General features: G+C 39.4%; 21 protein-coding genes, 1 pseudogene and 1 riboswitch. Of the genes and pseudogenes, 3 read left to right on the top strand and 19 right to left on the bottom strand.

The genetic code is table 11. The annotated features are described in order from the left end of the window. Positions 1–140: 140 nt before the first annotated feature. The 16 genes from ACRX5O_RS17635 to ACRX5O_RS17560 form a co-directional block, all read right to left on the bottom strand. On the bottom strand, positions 141–1,367 hold the full coding sequence (locus tag ACRX5O_RS17635; RefSeq protein ID WP_433907139.1) for an MFS transporter: 1,227 nt from the start codon (positions 1,365–1,367) through the stop codon (positions 141–143). Positions 1,368–1,455: 88 nt separating this feature from the next. Beyond that, complete coding sequence (gene iolE / locus ACRX5O_RS17630) at positions 1,456–2,352, bottom strand: myo-inosose-2 dehydratase (RefSeq protein ID WP_433907138.1); 897 nt, start codon at positions 2,350–2,352, stop codon at positions 1,456–1,458. A gap of 12 nt (positions 2,353–2,364) precedes the next feature. After that, a complete protein-coding gene (gene iolD / locus ACRX5O_RS17625) occupies positions 2,365–4,284 on the bottom strand; it encodes a 3D-(3,5/4)-trihydroxycyclohexane-1,2-dione acylhydrolase (decyclizing) (RefSeq protein ID WP_433907137.1) in 1,920 nt (639 codons plus the stop codon). 100 nt (positions 4,285–4,384) lie between these two features. Further along, positions 4,385–5,848, bottom strand: coding sequence for a CoA-acylating methylmalonate-semialdehyde dehydrogenase (locus tag ACRX5O_RS17620; RefSeq protein WP_433907136.1), 1,464 nt, complete (start codon positions 5,846–5,848; stop codon positions 4,385–4,387). Between the two features lie 109 nt (positions 5,849–5,957). Beyond that, positions 5,958–6,962 (bottom strand): 5-dehydro-2-deoxygluconokinase, encoded by a 1,005-nt coding sequence (gene iolC, locus ACRX5O_RS17615; protein ID WP_433907135.1) that lies wholly within the window; start codon positions 6,960–6,962, stop codon positions 5,958–5,960. A gap of 17 nt (positions 6,963–6,979) precedes the next feature. Further along, positions 6,980–8,008 carry an inositol 2-dehydrogenase gene (gene iolG, locus ACRX5O_RS17610; protein ID WP_433907134.1) on the bottom strand — a complete coding sequence of 343 codons (1,029 nt, stop codon included), beginning with the start codon at positions 8,006–8,008 and terminating at the stop codon, positions 6,980–6,982. Between the two features lie 154 nt (positions 8,009–8,162). Further along, on the bottom strand, positions 8,163–9,182 hold the full coding sequence (locus ACRX5O_RS17605) for a LacI family DNA-binding transcriptional regulator (RefSeq protein WP_433907132.1): 1,020 nt from the start codon (positions 9,180–9,182) through the stop codon (positions 8,163–8,165). Positions 9,183–9,252: 70 nt separating this feature from the next. Next, complete coding sequence (locus tag ACRX5O_RS17600; RefSeq protein ID WP_433907131.1) at positions 9,253–10,233, bottom strand: sugar ABC transporter substrate-binding protein; 981 nt, start codon at positions 10,231–10,233, stop codon at positions 9,253–9,255. A 57-nt stretch (positions 10,234–10,290) separates the two neighbouring features. Further along, a complete protein-coding gene (locus tag ACRX5O_RS17595) occupies positions 10,291–11,283 on the bottom strand; it encodes an ABC transporter permease (protein WP_433907130.1) in 993 nt (330 codons plus the stop codon). A gap of 4 nt (positions 11,284–11,287) precedes the next feature. Beyond that, positions 11,288–12,769, bottom strand: a complete 1,482-nt coding sequence (locus ACRX5O_RS17590) for a sugar ABC transporter ATP-binding protein (protein ID WP_433907129.1) — start codon at positions 12,767–12,769, stop codon at positions 11,288–11,290. 177 nt (positions 12,770–12,946) lie between these two features. Further along, positions 12,947–13,963: a Gfo/Idh/MocA family oxidoreductase gene (locus ACRX5O_RS17585; protein ID WP_433907128.1), complete on the bottom strand. Its 1,017-nt coding sequence runs from the start codon at positions 13,961–13,963 to the stop codon at positions 12,947–12,949. A 14-nt stretch (positions 13,964–13,977) separates the two neighbouring features. Next, the gene (locus tag ACRX5O_RS17580; protein WP_433907127.1) at positions 13,978–14,970 is read right to left on the bottom strand and encodes a Gfo/Idh/MocA family protein; all 993 of its coding nucleotides are present in this window, start codon (positions 14,968–14,970) and stop codon (positions 13,978–13,980) included. An 881-nt stretch (positions 14,971–15,851) separates the two neighbouring features. Then, positions 15,852–16,586 (bottom strand): amino acid ABC transporter ATP-binding protein, encoded by a 735-nt coding sequence (locus ACRX5O_RS17575; RefSeq protein ID WP_119706484.1) that lies wholly within the window; start codon positions 16,584–16,586, stop codon positions 15,852–15,854. Between the two features lie 20 nt (positions 16,587–16,606). After that, positions 16,607–17,350 carry an amino acid ABC transporter permease gene (locus ACRX5O_RS17570; protein WP_433907126.1) on the bottom strand — a complete coding sequence of 248 codons (744 nt, stop codon included), beginning with the start codon at positions 17,348–17,350 and terminating at the stop codon, positions 16,607–16,609. 61 nt (positions 17,351–17,411) lie between these two features. Beyond that, the gene (locus ACRX5O_RS17565; protein ID WP_433907125.1) at positions 17,412–18,248 is read right to left on the bottom strand and encodes a transporter substrate-binding domain-containing protein; all 837 of its coding nucleotides are present in this window, start codon (positions 18,246–18,248) and stop codon (positions 17,412–17,414) included. A gap of 106 nt (positions 18,249–18,354) precedes the next feature. Beyond that, a riboswitch (Lysine riboswitch) is annotated at positions 18,355–18,536 on the bottom strand. A 252-nt stretch (positions 18,537–18,788) separates the two neighbouring features. Further along, a complete protein-coding gene (locus ACRX5O_RS17560; RefSeq protein ID WP_433907124.1) occupies positions 18,789–18,911 on the bottom strand; it encodes a hypothetical protein in 123 nt (40 codons plus the stop codon). Between the two features lie 244 nt (positions 18,912–19,155). Here ACRX5O_RS17560 and ACRX5O_RS17555 point away from each other — a divergent pair, with 244 nt between their 5' ends. Continuing rightward, on the top strand, positions 19,156–19,335 hold the full coding sequence (locus ACRX5O_RS17555; RefSeq protein WP_433907123.1) for a small acid-soluble spore protein H: 180 nt from the start codon (positions 19,156–19,158) through the stop codon (positions 19,333–19,335). A 64-nt stretch (positions 19,336–19,399) separates the two neighbouring features. On the opposite strand, the gene ACRX5O_RS17550 is transcribed toward ACRX5O_RS17555, so the two are convergent. Further along, positions 19,400–19,807 carry a VanZ family protein gene (locus ACRX5O_RS17550; RefSeq protein WP_433907122.1) on the bottom strand — a complete coding sequence of 136 codons (408 nt, stop codon included), beginning with the start codon at positions 19,805–19,807 and terminating at the stop codon, positions 19,400–19,402. Positions 19,808–20,033: 226 nt separating this feature from the next. Between ACRX5O_RS17550 and ACRX5O_RS17545 the strand changes: the two genes are divergently transcribed. After that, positions 20,034–21,500, top strand: coding sequence for a S8 family serine peptidase (locus tag ACRX5O_RS17545; protein WP_433907121.1), 1,467 nt, complete (start codon positions 20,034–20,036; stop codon positions 21,498–21,500). 243 nt (positions 21,501–21,743) lie between these two features. Here ACRX5O_RS17545 and ACRX5O_RS17540 read toward each other — a convergent pair whose 3' ends face one another. Next, positions 21,744–23,252 (bottom strand): GMC oxidoreductase, encoded by a 1,509-nt coding sequence (locus ACRX5O_RS17540; protein WP_433907120.1) that lies wholly within the window; start codon positions 23,250–23,252, stop codon positions 21,744–21,746. Between the two features lie 217 nt (positions 23,253–23,469). Between ACRX5O_RS17540 and ACRX5O_RS17535 the strand changes: the two are divergent. Beyond that, positions 23,470–23,796, top strand: a pseudogene (locus ACRX5O_RS17535) (aldo/keto reductase); the annotation flags it as partial. A gap of 244 nt (positions 23,797–24,040) precedes the next feature. On the opposite strand, the gene ACRX5O_RS17530 reads toward ACRX5O_RS17535, so the two are convergent. After that, complete coding sequence (locus ACRX5O_RS17530) at positions 24,041–25,993, bottom strand: DNA/RNA helicase domain-containing protein (RefSeq protein WP_433907119.1); 1,953 nt, start codon at positions 25,991–25,993, stop codon at positions 24,041–24,043. Between the last annotated feature and the right edge of the window lie 126 nt (positions 25,994–26,119).

Below are 26,119 nucleotides of genomic sequence, written 5' to 3'. Positions count from 1 at the left end.
AACAAATTGAACATTTTTACTCAAGATATTATCATATTTTTGTAAACTTGAGTAAGTTTTGAGTAACTTTATAAGTATATAATAATATTGAAACTGTTTTCAGTCAATAGTAGATAGGGGATATTTTAATATTCTTACTATTAAAAACCCCCTAATTTCTTATTAATCACTTGTCCTTCCTCCAGCTTCAAGCTTTCTACCATTGACACCAGTCCTCCTAATAAAAGAATGACTGCTGATAAGACAAAGACAGCACCTATTTCCACTTCTCTAGCAAGATACCCTGCCACGATTGGACCAGCGACAATTCCTATGGAGTATACAGATTGATAGAATCCCATAATCGTTTTTGGGGCACCTATTTCATCCGCCTTACATACTTCGTCTAATATAACTGGAAACACAAAACCTAAAGAAAGTCCAAGAATTCCGTGTAAGATACAATAGATCACCCAACTATCTGAGTATCCTAGAAGGAAAAGTGCAGCAATTCCAGCAGCGAAACAAAGTTGCAATAGGTTAAATGGGTTTTTCAGGTGTCCTTTTTTCATCGATAAAAACATTGGAGCCATGGCATGTGGGAGCATAAATGAAACTACAAGAAAGAGGATAGCTGTTGAGGATTCATTTAGCTGTGTGAAATAAACCGATGAAAAACCAAAAATCGTTGAAAATAGAACAGCATGAGCAAGAAGTGACATGATGCTTAATGACCATAGCTTTCGTGATCTTAGGATTCCACCCAAAGTAGGAGTATGTTTCTTTTGAATGGGTTCATGAGCTTGAAATGTTTCTTGGCTTGGTAGCAAAAGGACAAGGGTGAATCCAAGTGATGCGAAAACAGCGCCTATCCAAAACAAATGAGTAAAACTATACAAATCAACAATTACGCCACTAAGTGACATGGCGATTAGTTGGGATCCTACCATTGTGGATTGAAGTTGATTCATTGCTTTTAATGATTGTTGTTTACTAAAAGACGAGCTATACCAAATTGTAAGAACGACCCACATCGCAGCCGTAACTCCTGCTAGAAACCGCCCCATAAATATAGGAAGAAACTCCGTAGTTAATGCAAGCAATAAGGTACCAGTAAACGACGCGATAAATCCAATCCCTACTAAAAGTTTGCCGCTGATTTGAAAGCGGTCTGCAACAATCCCAATGGGAAAGCGAATGATAATCTGCATAATTCCATAGCTCCCCATAATAATTCCGGTTGCATAAAAACCAAAATCTAGTAACTCCAAATAGACCCCAAAGGTTTGGACGTAAATAAACATTGAAAACCAAAAGCAAAAAACGATACTCAGAAAATGAGTTTGAAATTGCTTAGAATTCATTTGCCTTTTATCCTTATTTCCCATACTGTCTCTCCTTCCCATTTTCCCCCATGCTATGGAGGTATGAAGGAACCTGCGAGCTTCATGCACGCAGGTTAATGTATGTTGTTTTTTACAACCCACTATTCTCTTGGATATATTTACGTGCTTTAACTGCATATTCAAAAGGATTGGCAATGGCTGGGTCCTGTTCGGCTTCGACAACAAACCATCCTTCGTAATTCGCTTCGCTTAGCAGCCTAAAGACAGGTTTAAAGTCAACTTGACCATCTCCCGGTACGGTAAAGACTCCTTCTTTAACACCTTGAAGGAAGCTCATTTTTTCATCACGTACTTTTTGAGCCACATCAGGACGAACATCTTTTAAATGAACATGATGAATTCGTTCCATATACTTTGTTAAAATTTCTAGATGATCCTCTCCAGAAAATACGAGATGCCCTGTATCATATAGAAGGGATACCTTATTCGGATCGGTTCCTTCCATTAAACGAGCAATTTCTTCTGTCGTTTGAACACCTGTGCCCATATGGTGATGGTAAACAACCTTCATCCCTTTTTCAGCTGCAAGTTCCCCGAGACGTTGAATTCCATCAAGGAATAATGTCCATTCTTCCTCTGTGAACACTGGTTTATTTTCAAATAATGCCGTGTCCATTTGTCCTTGAATGCTGTTGCCTTGCTCGGAAACAACTATAACCTTCGCACCCATTGCGTGTAAAAAATCACGATGGACTTTAAAAGCCTCAGCCGTTTCTTCAAATGGCTTTGAAGTTAAGAAAGAGCTAAACCATGCGCTAGCAATCTCTAACCCGCGAAGTGATAAGTATCTATTCAATACTTCTGGATCACGCGGATACTTATTTCCTACTTCACTACCTGTAAAGCCTGCTAAAGCCATTTCACTAATACATTGCTCAAATGTCACTTCTCCGCCAAGTTCAGGCATATCATCGTTCGTCCAGCCAATAGGTGCAATCGCTAATTTTACTTGACCCTCTTTAAACATATCCGTTTCCTCCTAGTATACGCGTGCTTTATCTAAATTCGTTTCTTTATCTTCGAATGCTTTACGGATGCTTTCTTTTTCGGAGACTTCTGCTACCCCTACATGCCACCAGGAACCGTAGCCATCGGTCATCGTTTTTGGCAGTACTTTTATATCGATAAGGGTGCTGATGGTTTGTGTTTTCGCATCAGCCAAGGCAGCTTTGAGTTCTTCAAGTGTACGAACAGAATAGGTTTTCACCCCATATCCTTCTGCTACTTTGGCAAAGTCAATAGTCATGATACTTCCATCCATTTTACCGGTCTCTGGATTACGCTTTCTAAACTCCGTACCAAAGCTACCCATTCCGTTGCCCATCTGTAGGTTGTTAATACAACCGAAGCCTGAGTTATCAAACAAAACAACATTGATTTTCTTGCCTTCTTGCAAGGAGGTAACAAGCTCTGTGTGAAGCATTAAGTAGCTTCCATCACCTGTCATTGCATATACCTCACGTTCAGGTTCAGCTAGTTTAGTACCAAGTGCACCGGCTATTTCATAACCCATGCAAGAATAGCCATATTCCATATGGTATGTGTTACGTGTTTTTGAAACCCACATACGCTGAAGATCACCTGGAAGACTTCCTGCTGCACCAACAATAATCGCATGATCATCAACAAGGTTGTTGATAACACCAAGTACAGATGTTTGTGTTAATTGAGACCCAAAAACCTCAACATATTCAGGAAGTTTCTCATCAAGCTGGCCAGCAATTTCTGGCTTAAATCCTTCTCTATATTCAATTCCATATAGACGATTTAATTCGTTCTGCCATGCTTGCTTTGCTTCAGCAACTTCGTTATCATAAGCTGTTTTGAAAGAACCTAGTTCCTCTGAAATTGCATTTAGTCCTGCTTTTGCATCAGCCACAACCTTTACTGCATCAAGCTTGGAAGCATGGAATTCAGAAATATTGATTGTCAATACATCCGCCTGAGCAAACAAATGCTTAGAGCCCGTTGTGAAATCAGTAAAACGAGTTCCTACACCGATAATCAAGTCTGCTTCTTTGGCAATTGTGTTGGCCCCAAGGTTCCCTGTTACACCAACACCACCTAAGTTCAATGGGTGGCTGCTTTCGACACCACTCTTCCCAGCTTGCGTTTCGCCAAACGGAATATTGAACTTTTCTGCAAACGATACAAATGCATCAGCGGCTTCCGAGTAACGAACCCCGCCACCTAAAATTAGGAATGGCTTCCTCTTTGATTGAATGAGTGTTACCGCATCTTGAACGCTTTCCACTGATGGTTGGCGTCGCTCAATTCGGTGAACACGCTTATTGAAGAAGCTTTCAGGGAAATCCCATGCTTCCCCTTGGACGTCCTGTGGCAAAGCAATGGTTACCGCACCAGTATCAGCTGGGTTTGTTAAAACACGCATCGCATTCAGCATCGCTGACATCAGCTGCTCTGGACGTGAAACACGGTCCCAATACTTACTTACCGCACGAAACGCATCGTTTGTTGATATGGATAGATTATGTGTTTGCTCAATTTGCTGCAAAACTGGGTCTGGCTGACGAGATGCAAACACATCACCAGGTAACAAAAGAATCGGTATATTGTTAGCAGTTGCAGTCGCAGCTGAAGTCACCATATTTGCCGCTCCCGGTCCTACGGATGAAGTACAAACCATGATTTGCTTGCGATGCTTTTGTTTTGCGAAAGCCATCGCCGCGTTTGCCATGCCTTGCTCATTACGTCCTTGGTACACCTTAAGGTCTCCTGGGTTTTCTTCAAGTGCCTGGCCGAGACCAACCACGTTTCCATGGCCAAAGATCGTGAAAATCCCTTTAATAAATCGTTCTTGTTTCCCGTCAAATTCTATATATTGTGCATTTAAAAATTTTATAAGTGCCTGAGCTGTTGTTAAACGATTGGTAGTCACAATCTATTCTCCTCTCGATAATGGCCTATATTTCTACATAAAGAAAAAGGGAAGTGGCACGAGCTGTTTCATCCCACCACTTCCCCTTCTATAGATTAAATTACTTCATGTAACGAGCAGTTAGCATTTTCTTTCTAGTGTAGAATTCAACACCGTCCGTACCATTAGCATGAAGATCTCCGTAGAAGGAATCTTTATATCCAGAGAATGGGAAGAATGCCATTGGTGCTGGAACACCGATGTTGATTCCAAGCATACCAGATTCAATTGTTTCTCGGAATTGACGCACAGCGATTGCGCTATCTGTGTATAAGCAAGCACCGTTTGCGAAGTTAGAGTTGTTCGCAACATCAACTGCTTCCGCTAAATCTTTCACACGTACGATGGAAAGAACTGGTGCAAAGATTTCATCCTGCCAAATTTTCATTTCTTGTGTAACAAGATCAAAAATTGTTGGTCCAACGAAGTATCCATTTCCAGTTACTTCTGAATCTTGACGACCGTCACGTACAAGAGTTGCACCTTGCTCAACACCTGACTCAATATAGCCAAGTGTACGAGCTTTGTGGCTTTCACGGATAACTGGTCCTAAGAATACATCCTCATTAAGCCCGTTTCCGATGACAATATCATCTGCCGCTTTCTTCAATCTTTCCACCAACTCGTCAGCAATTGACTCTTCTACTGCTACAACTGCAGCTGCCATACAACGCTCACCAGCAGAGCCGAATGCTGCACCGATGATTTGATTTACTGCATTATCAAGGTTTGCATCACTTAATACGATAGAGTGGTTCTTTGCACCAGCAAGTGCTTGAACACGCTTAAGGTTAGCTGCACCCGTTTTATACACATATTCTGCAACTGGCTGAGAACCTACGAATGAGATGGCTTTAACAAGCTTGTGCTCTAAAAGACCGTTAACCACATCATGAGCTCCGTTTACGATGCTAAGAACACCCTTTGGTAGACCAGCTTCTTCAAATAGTTCAGCAAGACGCTGTGCTAGAAGTGGAGTACGCTCAGATGGCTTTAATACGAATGTGTTACCGCAAGCAATCGCAAGTGGGAACATCCAGCAAGGAACCATCATTGGGAAGTTAAATGGTGTGATTCCGCCAACGACCCCAACTGGATAACGGTACATACCAGACTCAAGTCCGCTTGCGATATCTGGAAGCTGCTTACCCATCATTAAATTGGGAGCTCCAGCTGCGAATTCAACGCACTCAATCCCGCGAAGAACTTCACCTTGTGCTTCTTTGAAACTTTTTCCGTTTTCAATTGTTACCAATCTTGCAAGCTCATCCCAGTTTTCAACTAAAAGCTGTTGATACTTGAATAAAATACGAGCACGTTTTGGTACTGCTGTTTGAGACCAGGTCTTGAAAGCTTCATCTGCTGCGCGGACCGCTTGATCTACTTCTTCTTTCGTAGAAAGAGGAACAATTGCAAGCTCTTCTCCTGTCGCTGGATTATATACGATTTCTGTTTGTTCTGAAGTTGATTCTACCCATTCGCCACCAATGTAGTTTTTCAATGTTTTTACTGCTGTTTGTGTCATATAAAAATCTCCCTTTTCTACCAAGTTAAATTTTTTTATAAGTCTTACTAGTGAAGTAAAGAGTTATGTCACCAGAAACACGTCCAAGTTTATAATTCTAGAAATCTGATTACTTAGATGGCTCGTAAACTGCTGTTTCCATATGATGATATAGCTCTTCATATGTAGGCATTGCGTCAGAACAGCTATGACGAGAAATAACAATGGAAGCAGATGCACTTCCCATCTTCATTGCCTCAGAAACCTCTTTTCCATTCATCAATCCATAGATGAAAGCAGAAGCATAAGAGTCTCCAGCACCAAACGTCTTAAGAACTTTTGCAGGGAAGATACCGCTACGGTGAGAGTTGCCATCTTTCGTGTAACCGATGGAACCCTCGCCACCGTGCTTGATCACTACAAGGTCAGCTCGGTAAGAGAACCAGCGAGATGCTGTATAGTAATCATCAGATTCTTCAATATTAAGTAATTTTTCCATCATATCGAACTCTTCACGAGTACCGATAATCACTTCACATTTTTCAGCAGCCAAGTTGTAATACATGGCTGTTTCTGCTTCGTCCGTCCAAGTGTACGGACGATAGTCAAGGTCAAAGAAGACAGTGACATTATGTTTGTTTGCATATTCAAGTGCTAAAAATACAGCTTCACGGGACGGGCTTTTTGCTAGCGCCGTGCCAGAGATTAATAGTGCTTTTGATTGTTTAATATAGTCTTCATCAACCTCAGAAGGATGAAGTTTTAAATCCGCTACGTTATCACGGTACATTAAGATGCTGCAATCAGTTGGGCTTTTGATTTCTGTAAAGGCAAGGCCAGTGACTGCACCTGTTTTGTCAACGGTTACACCTTTTGTATCAATGTTGTTTTTCTCTAAGTAGTTTGTAATGAAACGACCCATTTGGTCATCAGATACTTTTCCAATAAAGCCTGTTTTCTGACCTAATCTTGCAGACCCGATTGCGATATTAGCTGGTGATCCCCCAACATATTTTGTAAAAGTAATAGTTTCTTCCATTGGACGGTTCGTTTCATTCGCATTTAAATCGATACATAGGCGGCCAACAGCGATAATATCAAGTGGCCGATTTTGTTCAAACTTAAGCGGTTTCATATTATCCTCCCTTTCGCCTATAGGTTTGCTACTGTCTCAGTTACTTGTTCTAATTTTACTGGAGCACCTATTTCAAGTGATTGTTTTGCAGCTCTTGCAATACGCTCTGCTTGTAAGCCATCAAAGCCAGAGCAACTTAACTCACCATTTTCAAGTATTGCTTTTGCAAACTCGGTTACTTCATCAATATATGCTTGGGTATAGCGCTCAAGGAAGAAGTAAAGCGGTTTCTCTTTTGTCACATGTTCAGCAGTGGAAACCTCTACATTCGTAGCACGGTTATTGTCAGCTTGAGCGGCACCTTTGTCACCAAAAATTTCTAGACGCTGGTCATATCCATAGACTGCTTGGCGGCTATTATCAATGACTCCAAGTGCACCATTTGCAAACTTCAAAGTAACGATCGCTGTGTCAATGTCTCCTGCTTCCCCAATAGCTGGATCAACTAGTACCGCACCTTGAGCGGAAACCTCCACAACTTCGCTTCCCATTACATAGCGAGCCATATCGAAATCATGAATTGCCATATCCATAAACAGGCCACCTGAAGTTTTTACATAATCAATCCCTGGTGGTTGAGGATCACGAGATGTGATTTTCAAAATATGTGGTGTTCCAATCGTTCCGTCTTGAACAAGAGAACGGATCTTCTTAAAGTTTGGATCGAAACGGCGGTTAAAACCTACTTGAAGTTTTACACCAGCCTTTTCAACTTCCGCAAGTGCTCCCTCTGTTTCTTCAACCGAGAAGCTAACTGGCTTTTCACAGAAGATGTGTTTTCCAGCTGCGGCAGCTTCTTTAATAAGATTCGCGTGAGTTGTAGTTGGTGAACAGATAAACACGGCGTCAATCTCTGGATCATTTAGTAAAACCTTGTAGTCTGTTGTTAATACTTCGATCTGTTTCTCTGTTGCCCATGCTTCAAGATGATCGATCACCACATCGGAAACACCTTTTATTTTGATTTCTGGAACTAATAGTAAGTTGTCAACATGTAATCTTCCAATTCTTCCTGCACCAATAATCCCCAAAGTTAACTTTTGCATTTACATTATCCTCCCAATACATTTTGAGGTTAAGCGTTTTCCCAATTATTATTATATACACGATATATATCTAATAACAAGAGTATTCGAAATATTTTATCAAAAAAGTTAAGCGCTTAACCCGACTGTATAACCAGCCTTACTTACTGGTTACTTAGTCTACATTTTGGTTCTGTGTTAATTGCTTTACCGACTGGCGCTCAATCAATTCCGGAACTAGCATTATTCGATGACCCGGCATGGTTGGATTTTCAACTGACTTTAATAGGTTTTGAATCACATAATGCGCCAATTCATCGATTGGTTGAGCAATGGTGGTTAATCCTGGTTCGGCTAATTCCGCTTGTATGGTATTATCGAAGCCAATGATTGAGATTTCATCTGGGATGGAAATCTGCTTTTTCCTTGCTTGATTTACGAATATGGTCGCAATTAAATCAGTTCCGGCAAAAACGGCCGTTGGTCGATTTTCCATACTTAAAATGATTTGTGCAGCACTTTTTGCATCTTCAATCTTCGATTTCGAGTGGATCAAGAGGTTTTCATCAAATCCAATCCCTTCTTCCTTAAGGGCTTGGATAAAGCCTTCGATTCGCAAACGGCCGCTTGTGCGGTTAGTCTCAGCTATTACAGCTAAATGGCGGTGGCCTTTTTCTAATAAATATCGCCCAGCAAGATATCCCCCTCGAACATCATCTGTTGTCACGACATGTGAAATAAAAGACGGATGGTCGATAGAGAAGAATATGTGTGGAATTTTTTTACTCGCTAGTTTTTTATAAACATTCAGATCTTTTGGTTCCGTTGCAATAATAATGCCGTCTACCTGTTTTTTTAACAGAAGCTCCAAATATTCATGTTCTCGTTCTGTTTGGTAATCAGTGCTGCATAATATGATGGCATAGCCGGTTTCCCGTGCATGATTCTCCAGTGCACGGGAAACTTCGGCAAAGAAAGGGTTTGCAATATCTGGGATAAGCATTCCGATTGTGAACGTTTTTTTTCCCGTTAATGCCGCGGCCACGCTGCTTGGTTGGTATTCCAATTCTTCCATAATTTTCGTGACCATTTTCCGTCTTTCTTCGCTGATTCTGCCAGTATTATTAATCACTTTCGACACAGTCGCAATCGAAACCCCTGCTTTTTTAGCAACATCATATATAGTGGGCTTCATAATCTTCATACTCCTTAAAAGTTAATTTCCTGCTTCTATATTAGCATGAAGAATTTTGTTTAGAAAACTGTTATTCCGAGATGCTCTTTAAGAAGTCTAATTGCTTTTGGGCATTTTCCTTTGTAATAAGGTCAATACCTGCGTCGATTCTTTCATCAATAGACTCACCTTTCATTACCTTCAACGCATTTTCAACACCTTGGTATCCCATATTATAAGGAGATTGAGCAACTGTTCCCGCAAGCTTACCATCTATAATGGATTGAACTGCTTCCTCAGTACCATCTGTACCAATTACTTTTACATCCAGATTCTCTGCTTGGACTGCACGCAACACACCGATTGCCATGTCATCGTTTGCAGCGAATACACCTTTTACATCTTTATTGTTCTGAAGGATATTTTCCATTACAGACATCGCCTTTGCTTTATCACTATCTGCCGGCTGCTCTGCAACTACTACCATACCTGCTGCTTCAAGAGCATCCTTCGCACCCTTAATACGCTCATCGGTTGCTGGATTTCCTAAAGCTCCGGATATAAGCACGACTTTATCCCCTTTTTCAAGCATTGAGGCAAGGAGCTTACCGCCTTCTTGACCAGCGGTAAAGTTTTCTGTTCCAATGAAGGTTGTTTTCCCTTCAAAATCAACGTCTGTATCAATCAAAAGAACGGGAAGCCCTGAGCTTGCGGCATTTTCCAATACAGGGACAACCGTTTCCGGCTGAGAAGGGGCCACTAAAATCGCACCCGGTGTCTGACTAACCTGATCCTCAAGCATATTGACCTGCTGGATAACCTCTGATTCTGCCGCAGGCCCGACAACAGTTACATCTACACCTAATTCTTCCCCGGCAGCTTTAGCCCCTGCTTCTACGTACTTCCAATATGGGCTGGATAAAGTTTTTAAGACAACAGATACATTTTCTCCCCCACCATTGCCATCACCCGATGTACTTGCGCCTGTTTCTCCGCTATTTGAACAACCTGCCAAAGTCATTGCCGATAGAGCTAATGCAGCTCCGAATAGTTTGAAATTCTTTTTGAACATAGTAGTACCCCCCGTTTGATTTTTCTAATTAATCAATTACTACTAACTAAAAACCTCTTACTTTCTTTTTTTACGCTGACGTAAAACATCGACGTAAACTGCCGCAATGATTACAATTCCAATTAACGCCATCTGAGAGTCAGCCGATACATTAAGAAGATTTAGACCATTTCGAAGAACAGCAATTATCATAGCTCCTATTAATGTACCTGCAACTGTTCCAACTCCGCCTAGGAAGCTAGCTCCACCGATAATAACGGCTGCAATCGCATCAAGCTCATACGTAACACCAGCTAAAGGGAAGGCGGAGTTAACGCGTCCCACCATGACTAACCCAGCAAGACCGGCCATGAATCCACTGATGGTGTATACGATAATTAATACTCGGTCTACTTTTATACCAGAAAGCCTTGCTGCTTCTGGGTTACCCCCTATCGCATAAATATATCGACCTGTCTGTGTTCTTGTTAAGAAAATATGCATGATGACATAAACGAGGATGACTAAGATAAAACTAATTGGAATCGGACCAACAAACTCACGTCCAACATATTGAATTATAAACGGGAAACCTGCAATCGGTGCTGCTGCTGTTATAAGTAAGGCAATACCACGTCCGATAAACTGGGTACCCAATGTTGAAATAAATGGATGTGGTAAGTGTAATTTTGTTAATAGCACACCGTTTAGCAATCCGAAGCCTGCACCGACTACAAGACAAGCAAGAATTCCAAGTACTGGGTTTAAACTCATATTAACGGAGACAATTCCCATAATCATGGTGGATACGGCGAGAATAGAACCTACTGATAAGTCAATCCCTGCTGTCAGGATTGGAAGAAGCATTCCAATCGCAAGGAGCGCATTGATGGAAGATTGCCGTGAAATATTCATTAAGTTATTAACTGTTAAGAACTTATCCGATAAAAAGGTGAGTATGACTGATAGAAGAATTAATGCTAGTAGTGGGGCTAGTTTCGCTAAGTACGATTTAATGGTTTTCTTCTCCGTCAAGTTTTCCTGTTTTTTTTCTACTACAATTTGACTCATTGCTTCATCCCCCTGTAGCTGCTTTCATTATTCTTTCTTGAGAAGCCTCTTGAATTGATAAATTCGCAGTTATTTTACCTTCACTCATGACATATACCCTATCGCACATTCCAAGAATTTCAGGTAAATCCGAAGAAATCATTATGACAATGGCACCGCTTTCAACAAGTTGATTCATTAAGCGATAAACCTCAACCTTTGCTCCAACATCAATACCCCTTGTCGGTTCATCAAAGATAAATACCTTCGCCTGTGTACATAACCATTTTGCAATGACGACTTTTTGCTGATTCCCTCCACTAAAGTTGCGTGCGTGAAGTTCAATATTATCTGGACGAATTTGTAGTTCTTTAATATACTCTTGTGCCTTCGCTCGGATATCTTTTAGGTTAATAAGCTTCGCTTTGTTTTGAAACCCTTTCATATTTGCTAAAGCAATATTGATATCTGCCGGCTGATCAAGGAGAAGTCCTTCGCTTTTTCGGTCCTCCGTAATAAACGCAATCCCTACATCGATGGCATCACGAGGATTTTTAATTTGGACTTCTTTACCATCGATGAAAACCTTCGCATCCTTGTTCCTTGGGTCAGCGCCAAAAATAGCTCTTGCAAGCTCCGTTCTTCCTGCACCGACAAGTCCAGAGAACCCAACAATTTCTCCGTAATGAACTGAAAAACCAACTGGTTCTTTCGTTCCTTCCACCAGCATATTTTCAACACGGAAGCCTTCTTTACCAAGTGTAAAAGACTGCTTTGGAAACTTTTCATCTAAGGAACGTCCTACCATTAACTCGATCCAATAGTCCGGATCTGTCTTCTTTACTGATAAAGTATCAATTTTGAAACCATCTCTAAGGATTGTAATCCGATCTCCCATTCGTTTGATTTCCTCTAAACGGTGAGAAATAAAAACAATTGCAATTCCTTTTTCAACTAAGCCTTCAACGCAACTGTATAACTGCTCTACTTCCTGAGCACTTAAGCTAGAAGTCGGTTCGTCCATGATGATGAGCTTCACATCAAGGGTGAGCGCTTTCGCAATTTCTACAAGCTGTTGCTGACCTACTCCCAATTCCCCAAGCTCCATTTCGGCAAGCTCTGGTTTTTGACCTAAAAGAGCTAAACAACGCTTTGCTTCTGCAATCATTGCTTTTCGATCAAGTATGGAGAACTTTCCACCACGCTTAAGCTCTCTTCCTAGAAAAATATTTTCATAGACTTTCAGCTCTGGTATAACATTTAGTTCCTGATAAATAGTGGCGATTCCAAGTTCCATAGCATCAAGAGGGTTATGGAGCTGGACTTTTTTCCCTTCCCAGTAGATTTCTCCAGCATCCTTTTCATATGCACCGGTTAGGATTTTTATGAAAGTAGACTTTCCAGCACCATTCTCCCCTAGTAAAACATGAACCTCAGCCGCTTTGACATCCAAGTCAATCCCCTTTAACACATGGTTTGACCCAAAGCTTTTTTTAATTCCTTTCATTTCGAGAAGGCACCCTGCATGAGCTACCATGTACAGACCCCTTTCTTTTTATTCCCCTTGAGATTTAAGTAAGCGCTTACCTTAAGCCTGATTATATCCATAGTGTGTCAAAATATCAACAGTTTTTTGAATGTTTTGAAACATTATTTATAAATGTAACAATGTATTTACCAAAACTTAACCAACAGTTACTTTTGAAAGCTCCACCTTATTCCCTGAAAGATAAGATTCCTTAGCTGCATAAGCGATTTCTAATGCCTTTACCCCATCGTCAACAGTCACACGCGGAACCGCTTTCTCTAAGACCACTTTAAAGAATTCCTCTAATTCAAGCGTATAGGCATCTGTAAATCTAGTTGGAAAGTCAGGAAGGATGTCGTGCGTATTTCCTGCTTTCGTTAAAATTTGAATATCGTGCTGACGAAGGTTTCCTATAAAGATGGATCCTTCTGTCCCAATTACTTCCGCCCGAATGTCATAGCCATAATAAGCGTTCCGGCTTGCCTCCGCATCTCCTGCTGCACCCGAAACAAACTCTATATAGGTTAGGGCTTGGTCAACATCTTTGTATTTCTCCATAAACGGATATTTTAGCACCCTTCCGTGAGCGCTTACAGATTCCACCTCTGTATTCATTAAATACCTTGCAATATCAAAATCATGAATTGATACGTCAACAAACAATCCACCACTGTCTTTAATAAACGCTTCGTGCGGAGAAACTGGGTCACGCGAAATCCCACGGAAATATATCGGGTCTCCAATATCACCCGCCGCGATTCTTTTTTTGGCTGCATCATACGCTGGATCAAATCGACGCATAAAGCCAATTTGGCAAATCACTTGGTTTTGTTCAATAATTGATTTAATTTCAAAGGACTCTTTTAAGTCGATAGTAAGCGGCTTTTCAACAAAAATCGCCTTTCCCGTTTCTGAAGCTCTTTTTAATAAGTCAAAATGTGTACTAGTTGGAGAAGCAATGACCACCGCTTCAATGGTTTCATCCTGGAAGATTTCTTCAGGATTTGTCGTAAATTTTGGGACTTCTAACTCAGCTGCTACCCTTTGCGCCGATTCGAAGTTGACATCACATACAGATACTAGCTCTGCATTTCGGTTTTTAGCGACATTTACAGCATGCCAATACCCAAGTCTTCCGAGTCCAAATACTGCTGTACGAACCTTTTTAGCCATTATACATTTCCCCTTTAATCAATTTTTATCATCATAGAGTTATTTTGAAGCGATTGGTACGCCTTTTCTAGATAACGTGCCATTTCAAGCGAATGCTCTGCATTGTAATCAGGTTGTTTCGCCTGAAGAATGCAATCCTGAAAATGCTCGACCTGATTTAAATATTGATCGTCCTTCCATCTCTCAAAAAGAATGACATTTCCATCATGGTCTTTTACCGTGATTTTCCCAAATTGATCAACAGACACATCTGGGCGAAAAGCAGAGTCAACCGTGATCACTCCTTTTGGCCCGTAGATTTCATAACGATTAGTAAATGGAAGTTCCATTGAAGCTGTTACTTCTGCCGTTCTGTTTTGATCATCGATCATCACACATGTGGAGGTTGTATCAACGCCAAATTCCAAAGGAACTTTCCCACTCATTGATATTTTACTAGGCTTAAAACCAACGATTTGAGTGACTGCATGCAACCCATAACAACCCACGTCACGCATAGCTCCACCACCTAGTTCACTATTTAGGCGAATATCTCCGGTATCCTCTAGCATCCAGGAAAAGTGGGATTTCACATAACGGACGTCACCAATGATTCCAGACGAAAGTAATTCCTTTGCACGGGCATGTTGACGGTGGTATTGGTACATAAAGGCTTCCATGAAGATGACATCATTTTCTTCTGCTGCTTGTTTCATAGCCTGCATGTCATGCTCGGTAAGCGCAGCAGGTTTTTCAAGCAAGACATGCTTTCCATGCTGCATCGCTTTAATAGCCCATTCAGCATGAAGTGAGTTTGGTAGTGGAATATACACTGCATCAATGTTTTTGTCTTCTAACAATGTTTCGTATCGGCTGTATGTGACTGGAGCTTTGAATCGCTCCGCCTTTTCTTTGCTTTTCGAAGCAACCGCAAGTAATTCCGCCCTCTTTGATCGTCGTAGTGCTGGGACTAATTCATCATAGGCAATATTTGCTGCACTAAGAATTCCCCATTGGACATTCCTCATCTTCACTCCTCCTTTACAACTCATTTAATAGTTACAATAGTGGTTAAGCGCTTACTTTTTTTCATTCTATCTTAATAATTCAAAATATTCAACAATTATTGTTCGAGTTTTCTGAGTTATCGGTTATTCTCTTTTGACTCCTCACGCTATAGGTTTATCATCCGAACCTACTGATGAATAATGATTAGTAAACTCAAAGTAAGCACCATACAAAAGCCAATTGCCTATTATTACGGAATTCTGAATAAAAAGTTTGAAGAGCTTTATTTCGAAAAGTTATATGAAATGGGGTTTTGATGGAGTAGGCTTCTGGATTCCATGAGCACTTGAAAAAGGGCTAAACGGGAATCAGAGTATGGGTTTGGTTCCCGTGAACGCTTGAAAAAGAGCTGAACGGGCATCAAAGTATAGGTTTGGTTCCCTTGAGCACTTGAAAAAGAGCTAAACGGGAATCTAAGTAGGCGTTTGGTTCCCTTGAGCACTTGAAAAAGAGCTCAACGGGAATCTAAGTAGGGGTTTGGTTCCCTTGAGCACTTGAAAAAATGCTCGATGGGAATCTAAGTAGGCGTTTGGTTCCCTTGAGCACTTGAAAAAGAGCTCAACGGGAATCTAAGTAGGCGTTTGGTTCCCGTGAGCCCTTGAAAAAGAGCTCAACGGGAATCTAAGTAGACGTTTGGTTCCCTTGAGCTCTCGGAAATGAGTTGAACGGGCATCTAAGTATGGGTTTGGTTCCCGTGACCGCTTGAAAAAGAGTTGAACGGGAATCAAAGTATGGGTTACGTTCCTTGAGCACCTGGAAATGATGAAAAAAACCTCCAATTGCTCTCTAGTAGGTAACAATTGGAGGTCTAGTTCAACCTTAAACCGTATAATAATTGCGATTAATTTAACGTACGCTTCAGGAATTCTCTTGTGCGTTCTTGTGTTGGATTAGAGAAAATTTGCTCTGGAGTGCCTTCTTCTGCAATCACTCCTTGGTTCATGAAGACCACTCGATCAGATACTTCTTTGGCAAATTCCATTTCATGCGTAACGATCAACATCGTAAGACCTGATTCTGCGAGTTCCTTCATGACTTTCAGAACTTCTCCTACCATTTCTGGGTCAAGAGCAGACGTTGGTTCATCAAATAACATCACATCTGGATCCATGGAGAGGGCTCTAGCAATTGCCACACGTTGCTTTTGACCACCGGACAGTTGCTTTGGCTTTGCGTTAATATATTTATCCATTCCAACAACTTTCAAGTACTTCATCGCTACTTTTTCGGCTTCTTCCTTGGAGCGTTTTAATACTTTCACTTGTCCTACCACACAGTTCATAAGAACGTTGTGATTGTTAAAAAGGTTAAATTGTTGGAATACCATACCTAAATGCTGTCGGTAGGCCGCTACATCATGCTTGTCATCCAATATATTTTCACCATGATAGATAATTTTTCCGCCGCTTGGTTTTTCTAAAAGATTCACACAACGAAGAAGAGTTGATTTACCAGAACCTGAGGAACCGATAATGGTGACTACTTCTCCTTTATTCACGGAAAAATTAATGTCTTTTAATACTTCATGAGTTCCAAAGGATTTGTTTAAATGCTGTATATCGATAATCTTTTCCATAGTCTCTCCTCCTTCTCTCATTATTTTTGAGCTACTTCTACTTGTGCGTCGTTTCCAATAACCGTATAGCTGTCAGAGCCATCTAATTTCTTTTCAATATATAGCAAGATTCTTGTTACGATAAAAGTCATCACAAAATAAATTAGACATGCGACGAAGAAGGATTCAAAATATCTAAAGTTATTGCCTGAAATCGATTTGGTAACGAAAAATAATTCTGTCACGGAAATCACATTCAGAACGGACGTATCTTTAATATTAATAACAAATTGATTTCCTGTTGCAGGTAGAATATTTCGAATTACCTGTGGCAAAACCACATTCCACATCGTTTGTAGATGATTCATTCCGATCGCATGAGCGGCTTCAAACTGTCCTTTTTCAATCGAAACAATTCCACCACGAACAATCTCAGCCATATAGGCTCCTGTATTAATCGATACTACAAAAATAGCTGCCACAAACACATTCATATCTATACCAAATGCTAATGCGGATCCATAGAAAATAACCATTGCTTGTACAATCATCGGTGTTCCACGGAAAAACTCAATATATATAGAAAGGATTAGGTTAATCACTTTTAAAAGTATTTTTTTCGCACCACGTTCAGGTACGGGAATCGTTCGTATAACGCCTGCTAATAATCCTATCATTGCCCCAAAAATCGTTCCAATAAGAGCAATTAAAAGTGTTAAACCAGCACCACGAAGGAACATAGGCCAGTTTTCCGCGATGATTTTAATAACCCACTCAACACTCATCTTTTCTCCTCCTTACCGTATAAAACCGACTGTATGCATATATACAGCCGGTTTCTATATCTTATTTTGCTGCTGGTTGATTCTTAATAGCGGCATCCATGATGCTTGTTTGTTCTTCCTCTGAGATCCCTGCTAAAATTTCATTGATTTTTTCTGTTAAATCACTGTCTTTTTTCAAACCGACAGCGATCGCTGTATCATCTTCTGATGTTTCGAAACCATCTTCAAATTCAACCATCACATAGTTTTCATTTGCAGCTGATGCACTAACTCCTTCTGGACGTTCTGAAACGTATCCATCAATGATCCCTGATTCAAGAGCAACTCTCATTGCTGGGAAGTTGTCCATCGCCGTTTTCTTGTTTACACCTTCAATTTGATCAATTACATTGTAATGGAATGTATTTAACTGCGCTGTAATCTTCGCACCTTTGAAATCTTGGATAGAAGTAGCACCTTCATACTTGCTTCCTTTTTTCATAACCATAACTAGATTAGATTTATAGTAATTATCCGTAAAATCAATTGTTTCTTTACGCTCAGCTGTTGGTGACATTCCAGCTATAATGGCATCAATTTTACCTGATGTTAAAGCTGGTACTAGGCCATCCCACTCTGTTTTAACAATCACTAATTCTTTTCCTAATCCTTCAGCGACCTTCTTAGCGATTTCCACATCATATCCACCTGCATACTCTGCAGAACCATCAATTTTAACTCCACCGTTAGAATCGTCGTTCTGAGTCCAGTTAAAAGGAGCATAACCCGCTTCAAGACCAACCTTAAATGTTTTATCCTCTGATGATCCAGAATCAGAACCGTTACTTGTCCCGCATCCTGCTAATAGTAGAATAGATGAAACCAACAAAACTATGAATAATGATAACTTGTTTTTCATGAAGTCTCTCCCCCTGTTATTCTATGGTACTAAAACAACAAAAAACGACCTGAGATAAACTCAGGTCGCGTTATGCATAGTAGCCCAAAGTCCTCTCTTTTATCCCAAATGAGATAGCACAACTCAATAAACGGAACCGTTTATCGAGACAGTCCTGCAGCTCTTAACTACAGACCCAGCATGTAATACTGAGAATATTACAAACTTCGGCGACATTTCCTTCTCCTTAGCATCATTGCTTCTCAAACTCCACTAAAGACTGTTAAATATCGCGCCTCTACCCCACTGTTAAAAGTGAGGTCTTATTCAATTATCTTCTTATACTACAATACTATCTTTGAATTCGTCAACCGGGTTTTTATGGTAAAAATGTCCCACTAACGAATGCACCCTTTCAATCAAATAGCCCAAATCCTTTTTTTCGTTATCTTATAGGTTCCCATTTGAGTTTTGAAAACTGTTTTTCGGAGGCAGTTTGCTCGAGAAAAAAATTCAATCAAACGTTTGATTGAATTTTCCCGTTCTTATTTTCTACTTATTTTAGATGTTTACTGTTTTAACGTTACCTTTTTGTTCAATCACATAAACTAGTTCCTCGATAATATCGTTTAACTTCATCTGACTAGTATCTTTCCCTAATATAATCGTAGTTTTATAACACAATTTTTTCTCCTGTTCAGTCATTCATATCCCTCATCTCTAACATGGTCTTACACTCATTATTCCCTCTTTTTTTATTTATATTCATAGTTTCGAAGTTAAAATCATATAATCATTCACTTTTCTCTAATAAATAATAGAATAGTAAAGTGCTATTAATAATGCTTAAGTACGTTTCTTCACATAATTTGTTCCACTCTGGTAAATATTAAATATGTTGTTAATCAAAAAAGGAGGAAGACAAATTATGGACTCACAAAGGGCACAAGAAATATCGTCTTCATCGGTAATGACCAATGTAACTTATAACGGAAAGCAAATCTACATAGAACATGTGGATCAACAAAAAGGAATGGCCACTATTCATCCCCTAGATGAACCCAATAAAAAGCAAACTGTTTCTGTGACCAGTTTAATTGAACAATGAAATATTCAAACTGGTATAGGTATAGCCCATCATTTTTTTGATGGGCTATGTTTATTCTCTTAATTTACGCTTTTACCTGTATTTTAGAGCTTATCTGATTAGTAAGTTTAGCAATTATTATTGTAGTTAATCGGTAAAATAAATAACCTACAAAAACTCCTAAAACATTGAAGATTACCTCATCTATATCAGTTACATGACTAAACGCTCCAAGTTTAATTTCCCAAAACTGTAAAAACTCTATCAATATAGATACACATAAACCTAATAATATGATTTGCTTTCTCTTAAACTTTTTCCACAGGATAGGAACTAAATAACCCAAAGGCATCAACAATAACATATTTCCATCGATATTCTTTACAAGTAACCCAATCATAAACCAAGGGTCACCGTCATAAGCGACACCTATCTCAGCTTTTATAATAGTTAGTCTATTTACAATATCAATAGGTTTAATAATATATAACAAGCTATAAACACACTGCCAAACCACACATAAATAAATTGGCGCAAAACCTTTGTTACCTGGTAAATTAGTGAGTCGACTTCTAATTTCAATTAAAAAGATTATTCAGTCGATTTTCGTCATAATATTTAAAATTTCCAGCCCATCAACCGACAATCTTATTACAGAGGTTGTATTAAAATTAGTTTGTTCGTGGATCAAATTACTTTTACATAAAGGAGAAATGGGTATGAAAAAGAAACTAGCAATCCTATCAATTTGTTCTGCTCTATCATTTTCTTTATTGGTTGGTGTCGTGCCCAATAAAACGAAGGCAACCGCGGTGAATGAACATTACGTGATAGCGTATAAAGGTAAGTTGCCAGGTAATTACTCAGAGACCATCTTGAAGGCCGGAGGGAAAGTTGAAAGAGTAATTCCTGAAATTGGAGTTATTGAGGTTGCGTCATCTGATCCAACTTTTCTTTCGAATGTAAAAAAAGATACCAATATTCAGACTGCCGGCAGAGAACTTGAAGCGTACTTAGAAACTGATCCAGATAATAGAATAAATTTTACTCCTGGTACCCCTGATGGAGGCAAAGTGACATTAGATCCAAATGCAGACAGCTATTGGGACAAACAATGGGATATGCAACGTTTAACAAATGATGGTGATTCTTATAAGCTAAATGAGGGGAACGCCGAAACCGTCGTGGCTGTTATTGATACGGGAATTGACTTTAGCCATCCTGATTTGAAAGAGAATGCTGATCTTGAGGGATCAAAAACCTTTGTACCTGGAACAACAGATGCTTGGGATAAAAACGGTCATGGTACACATGTTGCTGGATCCATTGCTGCTAATGGAAAGGTTAAAGGAGTAGGACCAAATTTAACCGTCCGAGCTTATCGTGTTTTTGGTGCCTCAGGAGGAGCACAACAATCTTGGATTACTGACGCGATTGTCGCAGCAGCTAACGATGGTGTGGAAGTTATAAATATGTCGATTGGTGGCTGGCGTTGGATGGCTCATAACCTCGAAGATAAAGGTGACTCTGCTTCAATGGTTGCTTATCATCGTGCCGTTCAATATGCGACTCAAAAAGGAGTTACGGTAGTCGTATCCTCTGGTAACGATTCCAAAGACCTAAATAATTTACACGATATGCAAGCCTATTGGAAGGATACTTACGGCTTAGACATTAAAGGACCTTCCCGTGTAGTACCAGCCCAAATCCCTGGAGTGATCACCGTTTCATCATCTAGTCAGTGGTCTACAGATACCATTGCCTTCTATTCTAATTATGGAAATCCAATTGACGTTGCTGGCCCTGGTGGAGATAACGGTCCATTATACGATAGCTTATATCGTAAAGATCCAAAAGGAGACTATTTAAATAAACGTGACTTTACGTATCGTACATTATCAACCTACCCTTCCTATCCTGTAGGAGCTAATGGTGGCACAAATGCTACAACTCAATTTAGTGACGCTCAATGGCATGGATATTCCTATTTACACGGAACTTCCATGGCAGCTCCTAAAGTTGCTGGTGTAGCTGGAGTCATTAAAGCAGCTCATCCTGAGTACTCACCTGCTCAAGTAGCGGCAGCCATCAGAAATAGTGCTCTTGATTTTGGTAAAGTCGGAGCAGATCCACTTTATGGAGCTGGCGAAGCTAATATTTATAACTTCTTATCTAATGATAAATAGTAAAAGGAAAGGCCTCTGAGATGATCTCAGTGTCCTTTTTTTTGCATTTAGGGTTTGTTTGTGAAATCGTCCATCATTCTTTATTGTCATTCATACAAGATATTAAAAGTGCCTGACCCCCAGCATAGTATTTGGGATCAGGCATCAGGAATTTTCTCTATAAAATGATTGAAAATCAAGGTGAATTACACAAGATGAGAACTATAACAGTATATTAGATTACTATTCTATTCGCTTAATATTCTATCTTTGTGAAATATAATCTGCGGTATGGAAAGCTAAGGCCATCATTGTAAGGGTTGGATTCGCTGCACCTGAATGTGGTAATACACTATTATCAGCTATAAAAAGGCCAGAAATATTATGGACTTGCCCATATTTATTTGTAACAGATGTTTCACTATTATGTCCCATTCTACATGTTCCCATTTCATGATAATCTAGTCCAGGTGGTCGTAAACAAATTTCTTCTTCCTTTGTCCCCTTCATAACAACTAAGGAATCTTCCATTTTCTGTTGAATAATGCTAATAAGTTTAATATCTTTTTCACTATAAGAAAAATCAACATGAATTTTTGGGATACCAAAATAGTCTTTTTTCGTAGGATGTAATGTTACTCTATTATTGAATTGAGGTTCAACTTTTCCAAATCCTTGTAAATAAAAAGGAACTTTATCTCTTAATGGTATTCTTCTCTCATGATAAAAAAAGGTCCCTCCACGTCCATACATTTGAAGTTGATATGAATCTTCTTCTGCTTGCGGTACTAATATACCCAGGTTCCCGAAGTTTTCGGGAAATTCCGAACGATCAAAATTGCCATTTACCTCTAAAAAGGAATGATTGACCAAATAATGTCCTATGGCTTTCCCCTCAATTCCTGAATTCAATAGAATTCTTGGGGTCTCAAGTGTACTAGTTGATAAAATAATATTTTTCGCTCTTACTTTATAAGTTTTCCCTCCCCATGTTAGAACCTTAACTCCTGTAGCCTTATTATTTTCAACGTACACCTGAACTGCACGAGAATAGATTGCCAAATCAAATGGACTTAAATTAAGAGACCTTGCAAAGAAATCAATAGAACTAAAGAAAACATCCGAACCAACTTTCCCAAACTTCGCCTGTGAAATATCCGTTGCGATTGGTACTGCAGTAGCTTGAGGAAAACCGTTCTCTCTAAGACGGTCTAGTAGTATATCAGTAATTTGAGAATCTTTTGTAAATTCCTGCGTAACACTCAATACCTTCTCAACGTTATTATAATAACTGATTAACTCTTTATAAGAAATTGGCCAATCCCCGAGCTCAAACTCCATTTCATTCATCCTTGGACAAACGGCTGACCAAAATAATGTTCTTCCTCCCAAAGCAAACACAAGTCTTGCTCCAGGGAATTGTGGAAGCTCCCACCCAATAGGTGTGGAGATTTTTGGATTTAAAAAATACCTTTGGAAGCGTTCCACTTCTAACGTTGAAATATTTTGTGCATGAGTTGGCAACAATAATCCTCCAGCTTCAATTATTCCAATCTTTTTTCCTTTTCCTTTCCACTGTTCACACACTCGATAAAGAGCTGCACTTCCCCCTGCTCCACTTCCTACTATAAGAACGTCATATTCTTCTGTTGCCATTTTTTCAATTGGGGTTGTTGGAATCCAATAATCTAAATATTTCTCAGGCATTTCTGGATAACATACTGGAGGAATCCCGCTTTTAGAGGTAGGTATTGTTGGAAGATACACCATCATATTTGTAAGTACTTGATCAGGACTTGAAATGTGATGATTAAGATTGAATAATGATTGAATGTCTGTTTCATATTTTGCTGCAATTTTCCATAATGTATCTCCCTTTTGAGCTATAATTATTTTAATAATATCCCCTCCTCAAATTATTTCCTTTTAATAATTTATTAATTACGTAAAGTACTATTACACTTCTTAGTAAATAATTGGAGAAAGGGAAATGAAATCCCTTGATGACATGAAGATCGCAACAATTATAAGTCATGTAGAAAGCAAAAAGGTCACTTTAGGGGATGGCACGGTAGTACCTGGTTTAGGACAAGGCACATGGTTAATGGGTGAAAATCCACGAACAAAAGAGCAAGAAATTCAAGCGTTGCAGCTTGGAATGGAATTAGGAATTACATTAATTGATACAGCTGAAATGTATGCCAGAGGTGGAGTTCCTTTAGAGGAAACGATTGAAGGCATGGAGCAATTGAAAAAAGAAGGTAAGATCTTACGTTGGGGTGTTTCAAACCTTGATACAGATGTTATGGAAGAGCTTATTCAAATTGCTAGGCAGTATTGGAGTGATAAATTAAATTTTCTCGGCTCCCCAATTTGAATAGAAGCAGGTAAACCGTTAACGGGATCCTGCTTCTTCTTTTAAAATTATTTCTGATACGTACTCTACCTGACATATGCTGAGACATATTATCTGGCTGAATTTATCATCCTCAAGCACTCGTAGTCCTCGCGCTAAAACACAGGGACGGTTCTTTATAGTCACTACGAGCATTAAGTTGGTACTAATTTTTATACGTTCCTTTCTCCTCAGCTACCCTCGAATTCAATTTAAAAAACTCATTTTCAACATATTCTGTTTCAAGTCTACTAACCCTTTGTCTAAAATACTCACCTAACTCACTATCTGTACAATAAATGAAACACCCCTTCTGCCCTCGTGTCATTAAGGTTCGGTAAGTATTCCTTATAATCTCATCAGCTACTCTCTCTGCCTCATCTGGTGATTCTTTTAGCATTTTTTTCAATCCCTTTAGGGAATTATCTGTTTTAGCTCGTTCTATATGATCTGTTAGTACTTTTCCATCTCGATAGATAAGATCATTACCGATAATTACTCCAACATAATCAAATTCAAGTCCCTGACAGGTATGTATACATCCCACTTCTTGGACAGAGGTCTCATCTATGGCCCATGTTTCAGAGTTATTTAGATTCCAACTCATCCCGAATAAATGCTCAGGGATGGTTATATCATGAACATTCGTGTTTGCTTTCCCCTCTTTTAACCAGTTCCAACAATAGCCCGCCACTAATCGTGACTTGTTAGCTTGTTTATTCAATTTATTTATCTCGTCTCTTAGCTCATTAGGGTCCGAATATATTCTAAAATCGTATTTTATCCCTAAATAGTTACTATTTGCAGTCTCACGAATCTGTAAAACATCGTCTAGCCAGCTTATATAACCATCTGAACCATTGCAGCGAAACTGTGAATCTAGCTTAACACGAGTAATACTTGCAGATTGTTCTTTTGCATACTTCTCTATTTCTCCAATACTTCCGATGTCCTTGAGGGTCACTCTTTGACGTTCGTCTATAAAGAAGACCGAGAGTTTAGAGGCATGCATGATTTCTTTAATTTGGTTTTCACCAAGATTACTAAAAAGGCCTGATTTTTCATTTAATCGATGAGCCTCATCCACAATTAACACATCAAACTCATTCTTAGGAGCATTTATGTAACTACCTGAACCAGTAAATAAGTTATCAATATGTCCCTTTCTAAAGTTCTGTTTTAACTTAGTTGCATAGACATTTCTAGGGGCTGCATTTTTAGTAACATATTGCGCCACATAGCTACGATTTGTTGCCTCTACTAATAAGTTAATCGCAAGTACGGACTTCCCTGTGCCTGGCCCACCTTGCACAATAACAACTTGCTTCGTATTGGTACGTAGAGCAGTGTTTGCTAGCTGAAGGGCTGTCTCGTATACGACCTTCTGATCATCAATCATGATAAATTCTTGATTTCCCTGCAACATACTGTTAAGCGTATCCTGTAACGACTTCGACGGACGAATTCTACCATTTTCAATCTTATAAAGATTTTCTTTATCATCACCATATTGAATATACTTCTTTATAAAACTTCTAAGATTCCCTGCATCACCCTTAACAAAAACAGGTGCCTGCTCCACATAGTAACTATAAATAGAATCCGTTAGGGGGTCTTCTTCCCCTTGGTTAATATAGTTATGTAAATATGCACAAGGATACAATCCCATATTTTCTTCTTGAGCACTCTCATTGTAATCTTTGATAAGAGCAGCGTACGACCATGCCTGATACGATGGGTGAGTGGTTTCAACAATTCCTCTATTCATTGCCGTCTTTACGATTGCTTCCTTGCCTTCCACCTTTTCAATGCTTTCCCATTGCTTAAGCTCAACGATTACAACAGATTGACGAGAGTCCTGATCAGATCCAGTGATCAAAAAGTCGACTCTTCTTGAGGTATGAGGAATCTTAAACTCAATGGCTACCCCAGCATTAGTAGGAATTTCAGCATCACTTAAAACTCTATACATATATTGCATCGAGTTATCCCAAGCTCGCACTTCTCTCTCATTAATTCGACCAATCTTCTCATTGTAGTTATTACATATGTTAGTTACTAGCTGGTCTTCGAACACGTCGTTTAGGAATTCTTGTTTTGTGGATTCGTAGACTATCATATTGGGTCACCTTTTTGGAGTTTTTAAATATATTATAATGGAAAAATATGTTTTTGTGGTTGACTACATAATAAAAAGGAGTCCAAAACTGAGGAGCTCCTTCATTAGTTGATCTTTTTTATTGTT

The sequence above is a fragment of the Robertmurraya mesotrionivorans genome (assembly GCF_050971805.1).
Classification (GTDB): domain Bacteria; phylum Bacillota; class Bacilli; order Bacillales; family Cytobacillaceae; genus Robertmurraya_A.
This window is presented reverse-complemented; position numbering and strand designations above follow the sequence as displayed.